This is a genomic window from Streptomyces sp. 17_S59, from assembly GCF_056930295.1.
In genome coordinates, this window is record NZ_JBXOWD010000001.1 from 5,253,531 (window position 1) to 5,271,878 (window position 18,348).

At 72.1% G+C, this 18,348-nt stretch carries 16 protein-coding genes and 1 riboswitch; of the genes, 8 read left to right on the forward strand and 8 right to left on the reverse strand.

Features of this window, described 5'->3' with window-relative positions; genetic code table 11:
• Nucleotides 1-37 precede the first annotated feature (37 nt).
• The 4 genes from rlmN (at nucleotide 38) to AC1Z4A_RS24085 (ending at nucleotide 5,152) form a co-directional block, all read left to right on the forward strand.
• On the forward strand, nucleotides 38-1,144 hold the full coding sequence (gene rlmN, locus AC1Z4A_RS24070; protein WP_483681925.1) for a dual-specificity RNA methyltransferase RlmN: 1,107 nt from the start codon (nucleotides 38-40) through the stop codon (nucleotides 1,142-1,144).
• 54 nt (nucleotides 1,145-1,198) lie between these two features.
• Nucleotides 1,199-1,303, forward strand: a riboswitch (TPP riboswitch).
• Nucleotides 1,299-2,402 carry a thiamine ABC transporter substrate-binding protein gene (locus tag AC1Z4A_RS24075; RefSeq protein WP_483681926.1) on the forward strand — a complete coding sequence of 368 codons (1,104 nt, stop codon included), beginning with the start codon at nucleotides 1,299-1,301 and terminating at the stop codon, nucleotides 2,400-2,402. It overlaps the preceding riboswitch by 5 nt.
• Nucleotides 2,403-2,518: 116 nt before the next feature.
• Nucleotides 2,519-4,132 (forward strand): ABC transporter permease, encoded by a 1,614-nt coding sequence (locus AC1Z4A_RS24080; RefSeq protein ID WP_483683705.1) that lies wholly within the window; start codon nucleotides 2,519-2,521, stop codon nucleotides 4,130-4,132.
• Nucleotides 4,133-5,152: an ABC transporter ATP-binding protein gene (locus AC1Z4A_RS24085; protein WP_483681927.1), complete on the forward strand. Its 1,020-nt coding sequence runs from the start codon at nucleotides 4,133-4,135 to the stop codon at nucleotides 5,150-5,152.
• A 144-nt stretch (nucleotides 5,153-5,296) separates the two neighbouring features.
• On the opposite strand, the gene AC1Z4A_RS24090 is transcribed toward AC1Z4A_RS24085, so the two are convergent.
• From AC1Z4A_RS24090 to AC1Z4A_RS24110, 5 genes are all read right to left on the reverse strand, one after another.
• On the reverse strand, nucleotides 5,297-6,223 hold the full coding sequence (locus AC1Z4A_RS24090) for a hypothetical protein (protein WP_483681928.1): 927 nt from the start codon (nucleotides 6,221-6,223) through the stop codon (nucleotides 5,297-5,299).
• Between the two features lie 117 nt (nucleotides 6,224-6,340).
• On the reverse strand, nucleotides 6,341-7,549 hold the full coding sequence (locus AC1Z4A_RS24095) for a hypothetical protein (RefSeq protein WP_483681929.1): 1,209 nt from the start codon (nucleotides 7,547-7,549) through the stop codon (nucleotides 6,341-6,343).
• Nucleotides 7,531-8,268, reverse strand: a complete 738-nt coding sequence (locus tag AC1Z4A_RS24100; RefSeq protein WP_483681930.1) for an ABC transporter ATP-binding protein — start codon at nucleotides 8,266-8,268, stop codon at nucleotides 7,531-7,533. The genes AC1Z4A_RS24095 and AC1Z4A_RS24100 overlap by 19 nt, the downstream gene beginning before the upstream one ends.
• A gap of 309 nt (nucleotides 8,269-8,577) precedes the next feature.
• Nucleotides 8,578-9,957 (reverse strand): aspartate aminotransferase family protein, encoded by a 1,380-nt coding sequence (locus AC1Z4A_RS24105; RefSeq protein ID WP_483681931.1) that lies wholly within the window; start codon nucleotides 9,955-9,957, stop codon nucleotides 8,578-8,580.
• Entirely contained in the window at nucleotides 9,942-10,439 is a 498-nt protein-coding gene (locus AC1Z4A_RS24110) for an Lrp/AsnC family transcriptional regulator (RefSeq protein ID WP_483681932.1), read from the reverse strand. The genes AC1Z4A_RS24105 and AC1Z4A_RS24110 overlap by 16 nt, the downstream gene beginning before the upstream one ends.
• Before the next feature lie 174 nt (nucleotides 10,440-10,613).
• On the opposite strand from AC1Z4A_RS24110, the gene AC1Z4A_RS24115 reads away from it, so the two are divergent.
• Together AC1Z4A_RS24115 and AC1Z4A_RS24120 are read left to right on the forward strand one after the other, a co-directional pair.
• On the forward strand, nucleotides 10,614-12,065 hold the full coding sequence (locus AC1Z4A_RS24115; protein ID WP_483681933.1) for a gamma-aminobutyraldehyde dehydrogenase: 1,452 nt from the start codon (nucleotides 10,614-10,616) through the stop codon (nucleotides 12,063-12,065).
• A gap of 120 nt (nucleotides 12,066-12,185) precedes the next feature.
• The gene (locus AC1Z4A_RS24120) at nucleotides 12,186-13,349 is read left to right on the forward strand and encodes a polyamine ABC transporter substrate-binding protein (protein ID WP_483683707.1); all 1,164 of its coding nucleotides are present in this window, start codon (nucleotides 12,186-12,188) and stop codon (nucleotides 13,347-13,349) included.
• 33 nt (nucleotides 13,350-13,382) lie between these two features.
• Here AC1Z4A_RS24120 and AC1Z4A_RS24125 read toward each other — a convergent pair whose 3' ends face one another.
• Together AC1Z4A_RS24125 and AC1Z4A_RS24130 are read right to left on the reverse strand one after the other, a co-directional pair.
• The gene (locus AC1Z4A_RS24125; protein ID WP_483681934.1) at nucleotides 13,383-14,111 is read right to left on the reverse strand and encodes a glycerophosphodiester phosphodiesterase; all 729 of its coding nucleotides are present in this window, start codon (nucleotides 14,109-14,111) and stop codon (nucleotides 13,383-13,385) included.
• Between the two features lie 40 nt (nucleotides 14,112-14,151).
• Nucleotides 14,152-15,174 (reverse strand): adenosine deaminase, encoded by a 1,023-nt coding sequence (locus AC1Z4A_RS24130; protein ID WP_483681935.1) that lies wholly within the window; start codon nucleotides 15,172-15,174, stop codon nucleotides 14,152-14,154.
• Between the two features lie 117 nt (nucleotides 15,175-15,291).
• Between AC1Z4A_RS24130 and AC1Z4A_RS24135 the strand changes: the two genes are divergently transcribed.
• Nucleotides 15,292-16,143: a DUF4190 domain-containing protein gene (locus AC1Z4A_RS24135; RefSeq protein ID WP_483681936.1), complete on the forward strand. Its 852-nt coding sequence runs from the start codon at nucleotides 15,292-15,294 to the stop codon at nucleotides 16,141-16,143.
• Here the strand turns inward: AC1Z4A_RS24135 and AC1Z4A_RS24140 are convergent.
• Nucleotides 16,083-16,700 (reverse strand): NADAR family protein, encoded by a 618-nt coding sequence (locus tag AC1Z4A_RS24140; RefSeq protein ID WP_483681937.1) that lies wholly within the window; start codon nucleotides 16,698-16,700, stop codon nucleotides 16,083-16,085. The two genes, AC1Z4A_RS24135 and AC1Z4A_RS24140, sit on opposite strands and share 61 nt — an antisense overlap.
• A 476-nt stretch (nucleotides 16,701-17,176) precedes the next feature.
• Here AC1Z4A_RS24140 and AC1Z4A_RS24145 point away from each other — a divergent pair, with 476 nt between their 5' ends.
• On the forward strand, nucleotides 17,177-18,331 hold the full coding sequence (locus AC1Z4A_RS24145; RefSeq protein WP_483681938.1) for an ABC transporter ATP-binding protein: 1,155 nt from the start codon (nucleotides 17,177-17,179) through the stop codon (nucleotides 18,329-18,331).
• The last annotated feature ends 17 nt before the right edge of the window (nucleotides 18,332-18,348 follow it).

Consider the following 18,348-nt stretch of genomic DNA (forward strand, 5'->3'; position numbering starts at 1 on the left):
CGGGCCCCCTCCGTCCGTCTGCGACACTGGTAGGACCATGCCTGCACCTGGAGAACTCACTTTCGTCGCCCCCCGCGGAGCCAAGCTGCCCCCGCGGCACCTCGCCGACCTCTCGCCCGCCGAACGCCGCGAGGCCGTCGCCGCGATCGGCGAGAAGCCCTTCCGCGCGAAGCAGCTGTCCCAGCACTACTTCGCCCGGTACGCCCACGACCCGGCGGCATGGACGGACATCCCGGCGGCCGCCCGCGAGAAGCTCGCGGGCGAACTGCTGCCGGACCTGATGAGCGTGGTGCGGCACATCTCGTGCGACAACGACACCACCCGCAAGACCCTCTGGCGGCTGCACGACGGCAAGCTCGTCGAGTCCGTGCTGATGCGCTACCCCGACCGGGTGACGATGTGCATCAGCTCCCAGGCCGGCTGCGGCATGAACTGCCCGTTCTGCGCCACCGGCCAGGCCGGCCTCGACCGCAACCTGTCGACCGCCGAGATCGTCCACCAGATCGTCGACGGCATGCGCGCCCTGCGCGACGGCGAGGTGCCCGGAGGCCCGGCGCGCCTGTCGAACATCGTCTTCATGGGCATGGGCGAGCCGCTGGCCAACTACAAGCGCGTCGTCGGCGCCATCCGCCGGCTGACCGACCCCGAGCCCGACGGCCTGGGGCTCTCCCAGCGCGGCATCACCGTCTCCACCGTCGGCCTGGTCCCGGCGATGCACCGCTTCGCCGACGAGGGCTTCAAGTGCCGCCTTGCCGTCTCGCTGCACGCGCCCGACGACGAGCTGCGCGACACCCTGGTGCCGGTCAACACCCGCTGGAAGGTCCGCGAGGTCCTCGACGCCGCCTGGGAGTACGCGGAGAAGTCCGGCCGCCGGATCTCCATCGAGTACGCCCTGATCCGGGACATCAACGACCAGGCGTGGCGTGGTGACCTGCTCGGCCGGCTGCTCAAGGGCAAGCGGGTGCACGTCAACCTCATTCCGCTCAACCCCACCCCGGGCTCCAAGTGGACGGCGTCCCGCCCGGAGGACGAGCGGGCCTTCGTCGAGGCGATCGCCGCGCACGGCGTCCCCGTGACCGTGCGGGACACCCGCGGCCAGGAGATCGACGGAGCCTGCGGGCAGCTCGCCGCCACGGAGCGCTGAGCACCCCGCTCACCGGCACCACCGGCACTGATACGGTGCCTTTCGCACAAATGAACAATCCGACAGGGGAGCGCACGAGCGCTGAGAGTGCGGCACGGCCCGCAGACCCTCGGACCTGATCCGGTTAGTACCGGCGTAGGGAGTCAGCACCATCATGAACACCAGTCTTCGGCGTGCCCTGGGCGCGGCCGTCGTCACCGCCCTGGGCCTGCCGGCCCTCGCCGCCTGCGGCGGATCCGGATCCGCCGACAAGAGCAGCGCGGGGGAGCCGGGCGGCAGCAAGACCGTCACCCTCGTCTCGCACGACTCCTTCGTCACCTCGGACCCGGTCCTCAAGGCATTCACCGAGCAGACCGGCTACAAGGTCAAGGTCATCAAGAGCGGCGACGCCGGCCAGGCCGTCAACCAGGCCATCCTGTCCAAGAGCCACCCGCAGGGCGACGTCTTCTTCGGCGTCGACAACACGCTGCTCTCCCGCGCGCTCGACAAGGACCTGTTCACCCCGTACGAGGCCAAGGGCCTGGACCGGGTGCCCAAGGACCTCCAGGCCGATGCCGCGCAGCACCGCGTCACGCCCGTCGACACCGGCGACATCTGCGTCAACTACGACCGCGCCTACTTCGCGGACCACAAGCTGACCCCGCCGCAGTCCCTCGACGACCTGATCAAGCCGGAGTACAAGGACCTCCTGGTCACCGAGAACGCGGCGACCTCCTCCCCGGGCCTCGGCTTCCAGCTCGCCAGCATCGCCAAGTACGGCGACGAGGGCTGGCAGGACTACTGGAAGAAGCTGAAGGACAACGGCGTCGAGGTCGTCAACGGCTGGGAGCAGGCCTACAACGAGCGCTTCTCCGGCTCCGCGGGCGGCAAGAAGGCCAAGGGCGACAAGCCGCTCGTGGTCTCCTACGCCTCCAGCCCGCCCGCCGAGGTCGTGGGCGCCGACCCGCTGCCCGCGGAGGCCCCCACCGGCGTCGCGACCGGCACCTGCTTCCGGCAGATCGAGTTCGCCGGCCTGCTGAACGGTGCGAAGAACACCGAGGGCGGCAAGGCCCTGATCGACTTCCTGCTGAGCCGGACGTTCCAGGAGGACATGCCCCTCCAGATGTTCGTCAAGCCCGCCAACCAGGACGCCAAGCTGCCCGAGGTCTTCACCAAGTACGGCGCGCAGATCACCGATCTGCAGACCCTCGCCCCCGAGAAGATCGCCAAGAACCGCGACCAGTGGGTCAAGGAATGGTCCTCGCTCGTCCTGAAGTGACCCCCGACGGAGCGGCGGCCGAGGCGACCACCGGCACGGCCGCCGGCTCCTCCCGGGCCCGGAGCGCGGGAGTCCGCCGGACGGGAGCCCGCCGGACGGCGACGCGGCTCGGCCTGATGGCCCTGCCGCTCGCCTTCTTCGGCGTCTTCTTCGCCTATCCCGTCACGGCGATCGTCTCCCGGGGCCTCACGGACGGCGGGCAGTGGCAGCTCGCCCGGATCGGCGAGGTGGTCACCGACCCGTACATCGGCCACGTCCTGTGGTTCACCACCTGGCAGGCGGCCGCCTCCACCGGGCTCACGCTGGCGCTCGCGCTCCCCGGCGCATACGTCCTCGCGCGCTTCGACTTCCCCGGCAAGCGGCTGCTTCGAGCCGTCGTCACCGTCCCCTTCGTCCTGCCCACCGTCGTCGTCGGCTCGGCCTTCCTGGCCCTGCTGGGGCACGGCGGACTCCTCGACGAGCTGTGGGGGGTGCGCCTGGACTCGACCGTCTGGGCCATCCTCGTGGCCCACGTCTTCTTCAACTACGCCGTGGTCGTGCGGACCGTCGGCGGCCTCTGGGCACAGCTGGACCCCCGCCAGGAGGAGGCGGCCCGGGTGCTGGGCGCCGGGCGGTTCGCGGCCTGGCGGCGGGTGACCCTCCCGGCGCTCGCCCCGGCCGTCGCGGCGGCCGCCCTGATGGTCTTCCTCTTCACCTTCACCTCCTTCGGCGCCGTCCAGATCCTCGGCGGCCCCCGCTACGCCACGCTGGAAGTGGAGATCTACCAGCAGACCGCGCAGCTGCTCGACCTGCCCACGGCCGCCGTCCTCACCCTGGTGCAGTTCACGGCCGTGGCCGCGCTGCTGGCCGTGCACGCCCGCACCGTGCGGCGCCGCGAGGCGACCCTGCGGCTCGTGGACGCCGCCCGCACCGCCCGGCGGCCGCGGGGCGCGGCCCAGTGGGCGCTGCTGTGGTCCGTCCTGGCCGTCGTCGCCGTGCTGCTGCTCCTGCCGCTCGCAGTGCTCGTGCTGCGCTCCTTCGACGGGCCGCACGGCTACGGAACGGACTTCTACCGCGCCCTGGGCACCGCGGGCGCGGGCGGCGGCACGCTCGTCGTCGCCCCGCTGGAGGCGATCGGCAACTCCGTGTCCTATGCGCTGGCCGCGACGGCCATTGCCGTGGTCGTCGGCGGTCTCGCGGCCGCGGCGCTCACCCGGCGCGAAGGCCGGCTGGTGCGCGGCTTCGACGCGCTGCTGATGCTGCCGCTCGGCACCTCCGCCGTGACCGTCGGCTTCGGCTTCCTCATCGCCCTCGACGAGCCGCCGCTGGACCTGCGGACGTCCTGGATCCTGGTGCCGCTGGCGCAGGCCCTGGTGGGTGTGCCCTTCGTCGTACGGACCATGCTGCCCGTCCTGCGCGCGGTGGACAGCAGGCTGCGCGAGGCGGCGGCCGTGCTGGGCGCGTCCCCGCTGCGTGCGTGGCGGGAAGTGGACCTGCCGCTGGTCGGACGGGCGCTGGCGGTGGCGGCGGGCTTCGCGTTCGCGGTGTCGCTGGGCGAGTTCGGCGCCACGGTCTTCATCGCCCGTCCCGACAGCCCCACGCTGCCGGTGGCCGTGGCCCGGCTGCTCGGCCGGCCCGGCGAGTTCAACTACGGCCAGGCCATGGCCCTCAGCACGATTCTGATGGTGGTGTGCGCGGTGGCGCTGCTGCTGCTCGAGCGCATTCGCACCGACCGCACGGGAGAGTTCTAGATGCTTCGGCTCGACGGGGTGACCGTCAGGTTCGGCGAGCGCACGGTGCTGGACGCCGTGGACCTCGAGGTCGCCGAGCACGAGATCGTCTGCGTGCTCGGTCCGAGCGGCAGCGGAAAGTCGACGCTGCTGCGGGCCGTGGCCGGGCTGCAGCACACCGACGCCGGGCGCGTGCTGCTCGGCGGGCGGGACCAGGGCGGGGTGCCCACGCACCGGCGCGGGGTCGGCCTGATGTTCCAGGACCACCAGCTCTTCCCGCAGAAGGACGTCGGCGGCAATGTCGCCTTCGGCCTGCGCATGCGCGGCACCGGGCGGGCGGAGTCGGCGCGGCGGGTCGCCGCGCTGCTCGACCTGGTGGGCCTGCCGGGTGCGCAGAAGCGGCAGGTGGGGGCGCTGTCGGGCGGTGAGCAGCAGCGGGTCGCGCTGGCCCGCGCGCTGGCCCCGGAGCCGAGGCTGCTGATGCTGGACGAGCCGCTCGGCCAGCTCGACCGGAGCCTGCGCGAGCGCCTCGTGGTGGAGCTGCGCGAGCTGTTCGGCCGGCTGGGGACGACCGTGCTGGCCGTCACCCACGACCAGGGCGAGGCTTTCGCGCTCGCCGACCGGGTCGTGGTGATGCGCGACGGCCGCATCGCCCAGAGCGGCACCCCGCTGGAGGTGTGGCAGCGGCCCGCGTCGGAGTTCGTGGCGCGCTTCCTGGGCTTCGACAACGTGGTCGACGGGGTGGTGCGGGACGGGTACGCGGACACGGTGTGGGGCCGGGTGCCGGTGCCGGCGGGGAGCCGGGCGGGGGAGGCGAAGGTGCTGGTGCGGCCGGCGGGGGTGCGGTTGGGGGCGGCGGGGCTTCCGTGCACCGTGGCCGGGCGTACGTTCCGGGGGGACCACGTGGTGGTGCTTCTCCAGCCGGAGGGTGGGCCGGGGCCTGCGCTGGAGGCGACGTGTGCGCTGTCGGGTGCGCCGGAGGTGGGGGCGCGGGTGGGGGTGGCGTTTTCGGTGGACGAGGTGACGGTGCTGGGCGGTTGACGGGGGTTTTCTTCCCCGATCCCGCCCCTTCCCGCTGTATCCGATATGCGGCTCCGCCGCAGGGCGGGGGCTCCGCCCCCGGACCCCCGCTCCTCAAACGCCGGAGGGGCTGAAATTTGCCCCCGGTTACGGGAAAGACCAGGCCTAGCCCACCGGCGTGCGTTCCGGTTCTTCGGTTCGCGGCGCCGGCGCCGCCCCGTGGGTGTCCGGTTCGCCGAACCACGCCACCGCCACCGCGCCCGCCACCGCCAGCAGGAAGCCGACGATCGCCAGCCACGCGAAGCCCTCGCGCGAGGCGTCGCCCAGCCACAGCACGCCGATGATGCCCGGCAGCACCGTCTCGCCGACGACGAGCGCCGCCGTGGCGCCGTTGACCGAGCCGATCTGGAGCGCGACCGTGTGCAGGTACATGCCGATCGCGCCGGAGACGAGGATGGCGTAGAGGGCCGGGTCCGCGAGCATGGTGGGCAGGTCGAAGGGGTCGATGCCGTCGAGGATGCGCACGCCCACGCCGATCGCGCCGAAGCCGAGACCGGACAGCAGACCGGCCAGGATCGCGGCCCGGGAACCCAGCAGGCGCACGGCCACGGTGCCGCCGGCCATCAGCACGACCGAGATGATCAGCAGCCACCAGTGGGTGGACCTGGCGGCGTCGCCGCTGCCCTCGTGGCCCGCCGCGGTGGCGAGCAGGACGAGCGCCGCGCAGACCACGGCTATGGACGTCCACTCCCGGCGGGTCAGCCGGAGGCCGAGCAGCTTCACGCTGAGCAGGGCGGTGACGATGAGGTTGGCGCTGATGACCGTCTGGGAGAGGAACAGCGGGAGCAGGCGGGCGGCGAGCGCGCCGAGCCCGAAGCCGAAGAAGTCCAGCACGGTGCCGACCATGAACTCCCAGGTCACGGCGGCCTTCGCGGTGGAGGACAGGCTGGGTCCGCCGTGCTGGGTGGTGCCCGTGGTGGAGGCCGCCGCGGCTTCCCTGCGGGCCGACTTCCGCGAGCCGACGGCTTGCAGCACCGATCCGGTGCCGTAGCACACCGAGGCCGCGACAGCCGTGAGAAGGCCGATGATCACCAAATGCTCCGTTCGCCTGTTGGCCCGTCCTGCTTCTGAAGCAGACGTACTTCTCAGAGGACGGGCTTTCGGGCGGCGGAGTTGCCTTGGGTCAAGGATTAGTCAAATGAGTATGTGTCAGCGGGTCAGCGGAAGCGTGGTCAGCTCGGCGATCACCCATGTCAGCGGGGCGAGCACGGCCAGCAGCACACAGGTCCGCACGGCTGCCGCACCGCGCAGCAGGGAGGCGGGGATCCCCAGGCGCAGCAGCGCGGCGACGGTCTCGGAGCGGGCCTGACGGCTCTCCATGGCGGCGGTGATCGCGGTGGCGGTCACGCACGACATGACGACTGCCGCGCCCAGGCCGGTGAGCGGCCCGAAGGGCCCGGAGTCCGGCTGGTCCCAGGCCGCGCCGTACAGCTCGACGGCGGCCAGCGCGCCCGAGGCCGTGGCGCACAGCACGCCGAGCGGCCGCCCCAGCCGCGTCGCGGCGTCCTGCAGTATCCGCCCGGCCAGCATGCGTACGGGCCCGGGGCGCCCGGCGGCCAGCAGCGTGCCGCACCAGTGGGTCAGCCCGGGGCCGGCCAGCACCAGGCCGAAGGAGGCCAGCAGCCAGCCGCCGAGGAGGCCGGGGGAGGCGCCGCCGTCCCGGCCGGGCAGGGCCAGCAGCTCGGCGGGCCGGGGCGCCGGGGCGCGGCCGACGTACGCCTCCAGGGCGAGGCCGCAGGCGATGATCGCGACGCCCCAGGGCAGCCCCGCGCGCCCGGGGCCCGCTTCCTCCGGCGCGGGCGCGGAGCCGTCGGCGGGTGCGGGCGCGGTGGCCCTGTTTCCGCGCTTTTTGCGCGGGCGCAGTGCGACGGCGCACACGCCGGCCGCCAGCGCCGGGAGCAGCCCCAGCAGCGTCAGCGTCGCGGCCCAGGGCAGCGGCGCGTCCCCGTCGAGCAGCCCGGCGGCGGTGCCGCTCAGCGGCGTGCCACCGAGGTCCCCGCGCAGCTCGAGGTAGGCCAGCAGCGCCGCCACGCTGCCGAGTCCGCAGAAGAGGGCGGCCGTCGACGCCGCGAGGAACGCCATCCGCGCCGGGCCGAAACCGATGGCGTCCAGGCCGTCGCGGGGTCTCGTCGCGGGGTCGCTGCGGGCCACGGTCAGCGCGAACTGGACCACGGCGGCCAGCGGCACCGCGCACCACAGCAGTCTGACGACCGACTCCTCGGTCGCCTTGGGGTGCGCCACCGCGTACCCCAGCGTGCACAGCAGCAGGAAGCCGACCCCTGCCGCCGCGGCCGTCACCAGCAGCCGCCGCAGCAGGACGAGCGGATGCGCGCCGCGGGTCAGGCGGAGACTGAGCACGCGGCCCTGCCCTCTCCGCCGGGTGCGTCGGGTGCCGGGATCGCGCCGCCCCGGCGTCCGTCGACGAGCGTGATGGTGGTGTCGGCGAGGGCCGCGCTCTCCTCGTCGAGCGTCGCGAGGACGACCGTGATCTGGTGCGAGCGCGCGGCCGTGGTCAGCGTGCGCAGCACCTGTGCGCGGTCCGTGGCGTGCAGGGGCGCGGTGGGCTCGTCGGCGAAGACCACGGTGGGCTCGGCGGACAGGGCCCGGGCGATGGCGATGCGCTGGCACTGGGCCCGGGTGAGGGCGGCCGGGCGCCTGCGGGCGCAGTCGCCGACGTCGAGGCGCTCCAGCCACTCCGTCGCCGTCCGCTTGGCGGCCCGGTGCCCGATGCCGCGGGCGAGCAGGGGCAGGGCGGTGTTCTCCCAGCCCGTCAGCTCGGGCAGCAGGTGCGGCTCGGAGTCGATCCAGCCGAACCGCTCCCGGCGCAGCCGCTCGCGCGCGGAGCGGGAGAGCGTGTGTACGGGTGCGCTGTTGAACCACACCTCGCCGGGGTCCGCGAGCAGCTGCCCCGACAGGCACTTCAGCAGCGTCGTCTTACCGGCCCCCCGGGGCCCGGTCACCGCGAGGATCTCGCCCTCGCGCACACCGACCGAAACGCCGGTCAGGGCGGGGGAACCGTTGTACGAGTAGTGCAGACCGCGTGCCCAGAGCACGTCGTTGTCCGGCGGGGCCACCATATCGAGCACCTCGGGTCGCTGAAAGGGTCCGTTCCCCTGTCCGGGTGAACGAACCGGAGGCCATTGGGTCACTGGCACCGTACGGAACCGGGATCCTAGCCCTCGTCCAGGCTCGGCGCTGCATGCCCCACTTTCCTCCCATCGGGCTCATCGGCCGAGGTTTGCCCGGACATGCCGCGGCCCACGCGCGCGCGGGGGAGTGATGCACGTGCGTGGGCCGCGGTGGGTGACGGGCCGTCGGTCTTCCTGGGGGGTGCCCGTCAGTGGTGGTGCAGGTGGTCGCCGGGGCCGGGCCGGCTGCGGATTCCGTCAGATCTTCGTCCACGCCTCCGTGAGGACGGCCCGTACGATCTGCTCGATCTCGTCGAACGTCGACTGGTCCGCGATCAGCGGCGGCGACAGCTGGATGACCGGGTCGCCCCGGTCGTCCGCGCGGCAGTACAGACCGCTCTCGAACAGCTTCTTGGACACGAAGCCGTACAGCAGCCGCTCGCACTCCTCCGGCGTGAACGACTCCTTGGTGGCCTTGTCCTTCACCAGCTCGATGCCGTAGAAGAAGCCGTTGCCGCGCACGTCGCCGACGATCGGCAGGTCGTGCAGCTTCGACAGCGTCGCGAAGAACGCGGACTCGTTGTCGAGCACGTGCCGGTTGAGGCCCTCGCGTTCGAAGATGTCGAGGTTGGCGAGCGCGACGGCGGCCGAGACCGGGTGCCCGCCGAAGGTGTAGCCGTGCAGGAAGGTGTTGGCGCCCTTGAAGAAGGGCTCCGCGATCCGGTCGGAGACGATCGCGGCGCCGATCGGGGAGTAGCCGGAGGTCATGCCCTTGGCGCAGGTGATGATGTCCGGCACATAGCCGAACTTGTCACAGGCGAACATGGTGCCGAGCCGCCCGAAGGCGCAGATGACCTCGTCGGAGACCAGCAGCACGTCGTACTGGTCGCAGATCTCGCGCACCCGCCGGAAGTAGCCGGGCGGCGGCGGGAAGCAGCCGCCCGCGTTCTGCACCGGCTCCAGGAAGACGGCGGCGACGGTGTCCGGGCCCTCGAAGAGGATCTGCTGCTCGATCTGGTCGGCGGCCCAGCGGCCGAAGGCCTCCGGGTCGTCCCCGTGCACCGGCGCCCGGTAGATGTTGGTGTTGGGCACCTTGTGCGCGCCGGGGACCAGCGGCTCGAAGGGGGCCTTGAGCGCGGGCAGCCCGGTGATGGACAGGGCGCCCTGCGGAGTGCCGTGGTAGGCGACGGCCCGGGATATGACCTTGTACTTTGTGTGCCGGCCGGTCAGCTTGAAGTACTGCTTGGCCAGCTTCCAGGCGGTCTCCACGGCCTCGCCGCCGCCCGTGGTGAAGAAGACCTTGTTCAGGTCGCCCGGGGCGTAGTGGGCCAGCCGCTCGGCCAGCTCGACGGCCTTGGGGTGGGCATAGCTCCACACCGGGAAGAAGGCCAGCTCCTGGGCCTGCTTGGCGGCTGCCTCGGCCAGCTCGGCACGGCCGTGGCCCGCCTGGACCACGAACAGGCCGGCGAGTCCGTCGAGGTAGCGCCTGCCCTGGTCGTCGAAGATGTACGTGCCCTCGCCGCGCACGATGGTGGGCACGGGGGCGTTCTCGTACGACGACATGCGGGTGAAGTGCATCCACAGGTGGTCGTACGCCGTCCTGCTGAGGTCCTTGCTCACGGCTATCGGGTTCCCCAAGTGTAGGTCTGCTTGCGGAGCTTGAGATAGACGAAGCTCTCCGTCGAGCGCACGCCCGGCAGCGTCCGGATGCGCTTGTTGATCGTTTCGAGGAGATGGTCGTCGTCCTCGCAGACGATCTCGATGAGGAGGTCGAAGGAGCCCGCGGTCACGACCACGTACTCCACTTCGTCCATCGCGGTCAGGGCATCCGCCACGGGGTCGAGGTCGCCCTCGACGTTGACGCCGACCATCGCCTGCCGCCGGAATCCCACGGTCAGTGGGTCGGTGACGGCGACGATCTGCATCACGCCCTGGTCGAGCAGCTTCTGCACACGCTGCCGGACCGCCGCTTCGGACAGTCCGACGGCCTTGCCGATTGCCGCGTAGGGGCGGCGGCCGTCCTCCTGGAGCTGTTCGATGATCGCCAGGGAGACGGCGTCGATCGGCTGTGCGCCGGTTGCGCCTTTCGGTTCTGCACTACGAGTGGCCACGGCACCCACTGTGCATGAGGACTCGGTGGTCTGACAAGGCTTGCGCAATGAAATTCGTTGTGGACGACCTTATGAATAACTGATTCCGTTGTTCGTAGCTCATGGGTATGTCGAAAGCGTGGCCTCAGTGACTAGGCTTGGCCGTCTCAGCCATTGGACATCCGACAGAAGGGGTGGCACATCGTGACCACCGAGCTGCGCCGCCTGCGCAACTACATCGCCGGGGAGTTCCGGGACGCCGCCGACGGCCGGACCACCGAGGTCGTCAATCCGGCCACCGGAGAGGCGTACGCGACCGCCCCGCTGTCCGGTTCCGCCGACGTCGACGCCGCCATGGCCGCCGCCGAGGCCGCCTTCCCCGTCTGGCGCGACCTGGTCCCCGGCGAGCGCCAGAAGGTCCTCCTCAAGATCGCCGACGCCATCGAGGCGCGCGCCGAGGAGCTGATCGCCGCCGAGTCCGAGAACACCGGCAAGCCCCTCGCGCTCACCCGCAGCGAGGAGGTCCCGCCGATGGTGGACCAGATCCGCTTCTTCGCGGGCGCCGCCCGGATGCTCGAGGGCCGCTCCGCCGGCGAGTACATGGAGGGGATGACCTCCATCGTCCGGCGCGAGCCGGTCGGTGTCTGCGCGCAGGTCGCGCCGTGGAACTACCCGATGATGATGGCCGTGTGGAAGTTCGCCCCGGCGCTCGCCGCGGGCAACACCGTCGTCCTCAAGCCCTCCGACACCACCCCGGCCTCCACGGTCCTCCTCGCCGAGATCATCGGCGGGGTGCTGGAGGAGCTGGGCCACCCCAAGGGCGTCTTCAACGTCATCTGCGGCGACCGGGAGACCGGCCGGCTGATGGTCGAGCACAAGGTGCCCGCGATGGCCTCCATCACCGGCTCCGTGCGCGCCGGCATGCAGGTCGCCGAGTCCGCCTCCCGCGACCTCAAGCGCGTCCACCTCGAGCTGGGCGGCAAAGCCCCGGTCGTCGTCTTCGAGGACGCCGACATCGCCAAGGCCGTCGAGGAGATCGCCGTCGCCGGCTACTTCAACGCCGGCCAGGACTGCACGGCCGCCACGCGCGTCCTCGTCCACGAGTCGGTCCACGACGAGTTCGTCACCGCCCTCGCCAAGGCCGCCGCCGACACCAAGACCGGCCGGCCGGACGACGAGGACGTGCTCTACGGGCCGCTCAACAACGCCAACCAGCTGAAGCAGGTCACCGGCTTCATCGAGCGGCTGCCCGCCCACGCCAAGGTCGAGGCGGGCGGCCACCGCGTCGGCGAGAAGGGCTACTTCTTCGCCCCGACCGTCGTCTCCGGCCTCAAGCAGGACGACGAGATCATCCAGCACGAGGTCTTCGGGCCCGTCATCACCGTCCAGTCCTTCACCGACGAGCAGCAGGCCGTCGCCTACGCCAACGGCGTCGAGTACGCGCTGGCCTCCTCGGTATGGACCAAGGACCACGGCCGGGCCATGCGGATGTCCAAGGCCCTCGACTTCGGCTGCGTGTGGATCAACACCCACATCCCGCTCGTCGCCGAGATGCCCCACGGCGGCTTCAAGAAGTCCGGCTACGGCAAGGACCTCTCCTCCTACGGCTTCGAGGACTACACGCGCATCAAGCACGTGATGACGTCGCTGGGCTAGGCCCGGGGGGGCCGGGGACCGGGGGCCGGGACGGCGTTGCCCGTCCCGGTATCATCGACCGCTCCCCGGCCCCGGCCGGGCCCCTCCGACCTCCCCGAATGCGAGACGCCCGTGAAGCCCCTGTCCCGCCGTACCCTGCTGCGCGCACTGGGCGCCGGCGCGGGGGCCGCAGCACTCGCAGGCTGCGGGGTGCCCGCCGCGTACGTCGCGCCGGGCGACCGGTCCGCCCCGGACCGTTCGGCGCAGGACAAGCGGCTCGTCTTCGCCAACTGGCCGCTGTACATCGACACCGACGAGAAGCAGCCGGAGAAGCGGCCCACCCTCGACGACTTCGAGAAGCTCAGCGGCATCTCGGTGAAGTACACCGAGGAGATCAACGACAACGACGAGTTCTTCGGGAAGATCAGCCCGGCCCTGATGAACCATCAGGAGACCGGCCGGGACATCATCGTCGTCAGCGACTGGATGGCCTCCCGCTACGTCCGGCTCGGCTGGGTCCAGGAGATGGACCGGGCCGCCCAGCCGAACGTCGACCGGCAGCTCGACCCGCTGCTGCGCAAGCCGACCTTCGACCCCGGGCGACGGCACACCGTGCCCTGGCAGTCCGGCATCACCGGCATCGCGTACAACCGCAAGAAGCTCGGCCGCGAGATCCGGCACACCTCGGACCTGTGGCGCGACGACCTGCGCGGCCGGGTCACCCTGCTCTCCGGCATGGACGAGGCGTTCGCCCTGCTCATGCTCGGCAACGGCGCGGACGTCACCCGGTGGACCGCCGACGACTTCCACACCATGACCGACCAGCTGCGCCGGCTGGTCCGCAATCGGCACATCCGCCGCTTCACCGGCAACGACTACATCAAGGACCTCTCCTCCGGCGACGTCCTGGCCTGCCAGGCGTACTCCGGCGACATCATCCAGCTCCAGGCCGACAACCCCGACATCGAGTTCGTGGTGCCGGAGGAGGGGGCCGAGCTGTGGGCCGAGAGCATGATGATCCCCAACCTCGCCCGGCACAAGCACAATGCCGAGCAGCTGATCGACTACTACTACCGGCCCGACGTCGCCGCCCGGCTCGCGGCCGCGGTCAACTACGTCTGCCCGGTCCCGGCCGCGCGCGAGGTGCTGGCCGGGAGCAAGGAAAAGGAACTCGCCGAGCTGGCCGAGAACCCGCTGGTCTTCCCCAGCGACGACATGCGCGCGCGGCTGCACACCGCCCGTGACATGACCGCCCGGGAGCGCCCCGGCTTCAGCAAGGAGTGGAACGAGATCGTCGGGCTCTGACCCGCCGCCCGCCCCGCCCGGCCGCCCCGCGCCTCAGCGCGGAAGCAGCGAACGCAGGGTCCCGATGCGGTTGGTGGTGATCGAGTCGACGCCCGCGCGCAGCAGCCGCCGCATGGTGTACCGGGTGTCGGCGGTCCAGGCGGACACCCGCAGGCCGTCGGCGTGATTGCGGGCCACCAGCTCCGGGGAGACCAGCCCGAAGCGGTAGTTGAGCCAGTGCGGCCGCACCTCGGCCAGCAGGGAGGCGCGGGGCGGGGCGAGTGTCGTCCAGGTGAGCGCGATCTCCGCGTCCGGATCCGCGCGGCGGACGCGCAGCATGGCCGCCGGGCCGCCGCAGTAGTACACCCGCTCCGCCGCCCCCTGCTCCCGCACCCCGGCCACGGAGGCGTCCGCGGCGGAGGGGTCGGGCAGGTCGACGAACAGCCGGCCCGGACCGGCCCCCGCCGCCTCGGCGAGGGCCTCCCGCAGCGTCGGCACCCCGCCGCCCGTCAGCTCGGCCACCTCGGCGGCCGAGAAGGCGGACAGCGGCCGTTCGACGCCCCACAGCCGCTCCAGCGTCGCGTCGTGCAGCAGCACGGGCACGCCGTCGCGGGTCAGCCGGACGTCGATCTCCACCGCCCCCGCCCCGGCCCGCAGCGCCGAACGGATCGAGGGGAGGGTGTTCTCCCGGTGGACGTACGGATCGCCGCGGTGGGCGACGGCGGTGAAGCCCGCGTGGATGTGCACGGCGGGGGAGTGCAGGGCGGTGTCCCGGTTGGCCATGGGCCCATTGTGGCGGTCGGGAGGGCCGGGGCGGAGGTGATCAGCCGTGCCAGGCCGCGGTGTAGGCGTCGATCTCCGCGCGGAGCGCCGCCTTGCCCGACGCGTCCATGAAGGAGGCGTCCACCGCGTTCTTGGCCAGATCGGCGAGGCCCCGCGCGTCGAGGTCCAGCAGGCGGGCCGCCACCGCGTACTCGGTGTTGAGGTCGGTGCCGAACATGGGCGGGTCGTCGCTGTTGATGGTGACCAGCACCCCCGCCGAGACCATCTCCTTCACCGGGTGCTGCTCCAGGTCGGCGACGGCGCGGGTGGCGAGGTTGGAGGTGGGGCAGACCTCCAGCGGGATGCGGTGCTCGGCGAGGTGCTCCAGCAGCCTCGGGTCCTGCGTGGCGCTGGTGCCGTGGCCGATGCGCTCGGCGCGCAGCTCGGTGAGGGCGTCCCAGATCGTCTGCGGTCCGGTGGTCTCGCCGGCGTGCGGGACGCTGTGCAGGCCCGCTGCTATGGCGCGGTCGAAGAAAGGCTTGAACTGCGGCCGGGGGACCCCGATCTCGGGACCGCCGAGGCCGAAGGAGACCAGGCCTTCCGGCCTGAGGTCGCAGGCGATGCGGGCCGTCTCCTCGGCGGCTGCCAGCCCGGCCTCGCCGGGGATGTCGAAGCACCAGCGCAGCACCACGCCCAGCTCCGACTCCGCCGCCTTGCGGGCGTCCTCGATGGCCTCCACGAACGCGGCGTCCGGGATGCCGCGGCGGGTGGAGCTGTAGGGGGTCACGGTCAGTTCGGCGTAGCGGATGTTCTGCCGGGCCATGTCCCGGGCGACCTCGTACGTCAGCAGGCGCACGTCCTCGGCGTCGCGGATCAGGTCGACGACCGACAGGTAGACCTGGACGAAGTGCGCGAAGTCCCGGAAGGTGAAGAAGTCGGCCAGGGCCTCGGGGTCGGTGGGCACGGGCGAGTCGGGGTGCCGGGCGGCCAGTTCGGCCACGATGCGCGGCGACGCGGAGCCGACGTGGTGCACGTGCAGCTCGGCTTTCGGGAGCCCGGCGATGAACGGATCGAGTGCGGACATGCAGGGCCTCCAAGGCTGTTCGTACTGACCGGTCAATGCTGCGGATCATCGTATGCACGGCGGGTTCCGGGCCTGTCCTCAGGCCTTAGCATGACGGGGTAACCACTGGGGAGGGCCATGTCCGACAAGGACGACGCACAGCCGGAGCCGCAGGACCTGGAGTCCGGGGCTCCGCCCGAGCGGCCGGTGTCGCTCGACAAGGGCGCCGGGCCGCTGCCGCCCCCGCCCGCCATGCCGCCGCAGACCGCACAGGGCCCGGGGGCCACGACGGCTTCCGCGATGCCGCCCGCGGGCGCGATGCCTCCCTTCGCGGTGCCGCCGCAGGCCACCGTGGCCTCCGCCGCCATGCCGGACTTCGCCGTGCCCGGCACGGCTCCCCTGCCCCCGGTGCCGCCGCCGGGCGCGGCTCCCGACCACGGCGGGGTGCCGCCTATCCCCCTGGCGCCGACCGGCCCGGGCACCCCCAGCGCGTACCAGGCCCCGTACCAGCAGCAGGCCCCCTACGGCGCCGCCCCGTACGGCCAGGTCCCCTACGGGCAGACCGCCTACGCCACCGGCGCCTACGGCTACCCCGGGCCCGCGCCGGGCTACGGGCCCGGCTGGCCGGTGCCCGCCTTCGCGCCGAACAACGGACTGGGCGTGGCCGCCCTCGTGCTCGGCATCGTGGGCTGCGCGCTGTCCTGGACCGTCTTCCTGGGCCTGCTCAGCATCCTCGCGATCGTCTTCGGCGCCATCGGCCGCAGCAAGGCGAACTCGGGCGAGGCCACCAACGGCGGCCAGGCCCTCGCCGGGCTGATCTGCGGTGTCGTGGGTCTGATCGCCTCCGCCGTCTTCCTCGCCGTCTACATCGCGACGGGCGACGACGGCAGCGGCTTCGACGACAACCCCGACGACGACACCTACGGCGCCTATATGGCGGCGCCGCCCGGCCCCGGCCCGCTCCCGCTCTCGCTCGCCGCCAGTCGCTGACGCGCCTCCATCAGGGCGAAGCCCAGCAGATTCAGCCCCCGCCAGCGCTCCGGGCCCCCGGCCCGGGCGTCGTCGGCGGCGAGCCCGATGCCCCAGACGCGGTCCAGGGGGCTGGCCTCCACCAGCACTCTGCGCCCTGTGCCGAGCAGATACGCGCCCAGCCCGGGGTGCCCGGCGAACTTGTGCACGCTGCCCTCGACGACGAGCGCGAAGCGGTGCCGCCGCCACTCCTCCTCGTCGAAGCCGCGCACGGCCCGGCCGGCGTCCTTGGCCTGCTTGGGATGGGTCGCCGCGATCGCCCGGGCCTCGGCCTCCGCGTCCCCGAAGAGCCGGGCCTTGCCTGCCATCATCCAGTGTTCGGCGGTCGCGTACTCGATGCCGTCCACCGTGAAGGGCGAGGGCCACCACTGGCTGAAGCAGCCGGATCCCACGCCGCCGTCGCGGGGCGGGCGGTGCCCCCAGAAGTACACGTACTTGAACCGCTCGCCCCGCGCCTCGGCCGCCGTCAGCTCGGGAACCGAGCGCGGACCGTCGGCGGTGACCGCGCATGTGCTCACGTCCGACCTCCCCCGTTGTGCCATGCCGTCATTCTGGCCGGGGGCACTGACAGCGGGCCCCCGGCCCGATCCGAATCGGCCACGACAGCACACCGAATCCGTCGCACAGTCAAATGACCGCGACGGAATCCCTTGTTGCGAGCGTCGGCCTCTGCCAGGATCGGCAGACATTCCGGTTGGAGCTACACCTGTCCACAGGTAGGCGGTCGGCGGAGGAGTGCGCGATGGATCGGCATCTCGATGCGGCGGAACGATTCGCCGGAGGCCCGCCCGCCCCGCGCGGGGCGGGCGCGTGGTGCAGGAGCGGTCCGGACAGCGGCGACAATCTTCTGGTGCCCACGACACGGCTCGTAGCCGTATGACGGCCCGCGTGGAGCGGTAGGGCACGGCCAGTACCGGACCGGGCCCGTCCGTATGTCACTGTTACGTGCTCCCGTCCACGCGCTCACGTCCACACGAACCCTGGAACCGGACCCATGACAGCAACCGCCACCACCGGCACCGATGTCCGCCTCGCCGGCATCAGCAAGACCTTCGGCGACGTCACCGCCGTGCACCCGCTCGACCTGTCCGTGCCCGCGGGCTCGTTCTTCGCCCTGCTCGGTGCCTCCGGCTGTGGCAAGACCACCACGCTGCGCATGATCGCCGGACTCGAGGAGCCCAGCACCGGAACCGTCCTGCTCGGCGGCCGCGACGTGACCGCCCTCCCCCCGCACAAGCGGCCCGTCAACACCGTCTTCCAGAGCTACGCGCTCTTCCCGCACCTGGACGTCTACGAGAACGTCGCCTTCGGCCTGCGCCGGCGCGGCATCAAGTCCGTCAAGAAGCAGGTCGGCGAGATGCTCGACCTCGTCCAGCTCGGCGACCTCGCCCGCCGCCGGCCCCACCAGCTCTCCGGCGGCCAGCAGCAGCGCGTCGCCGTCGCCCGCGCGCTCATCAACCACCCGGACGTCCTGCTCCTCGACGAGCCCCTGGGCGCGCTCGACCTCAAGCTGCGCCGCCAGATGCAGCTGGAGCTGAAGCGCATCCAGACCGAGGTCGGCATCACCTTCATCCACGTCACCCACGACCAGGAGGAGGCCATGACCATGGCCGACACGGTCGCGGTCATGAACGCCGGCCGGGTCGAGCAGCTCGGCGCCCCCGCCGACCTCTACGAGACCCCGCGCACCACCTTCGTCGCCAACTTCCTCGGCACCTCCAACCTCATCACCGCTGACGTCCTCGAGGCGACGGGCGACGACATCCTGCTGAGCGCCGGCGATACCAAACTCGGCCTGCCCGCGACACGATGTACAGCCACCGCCCGCGCGGGCGAGAAGCTCCTGGTCGGCATACGACCGGAGAAGATCACCCTGACGCACGCCGACGACGCCGGGACCGTTCCCGCCGGCCGCAACCGCATCACCGGCCGCATCGCCCAGTCCAGCTTCACGGGCGTCTCCACCCAGTACCTCGTCGACGCCCCGGCCGCGGCCGGTCTCTCCGTCTACGCGCAGAACATCGAGCGCGACTCCCGGCTCGTCCCCGGCGCCGATGTCGTCCTGCACTGGAACCCGGGCCACAGCTTCGGCCTGGACGCCGCGCAGAACGTCGAGGCGGGCACGGACGTGGAAGCCGAGGGCACGTGAGCGACGCACGCAAGGCC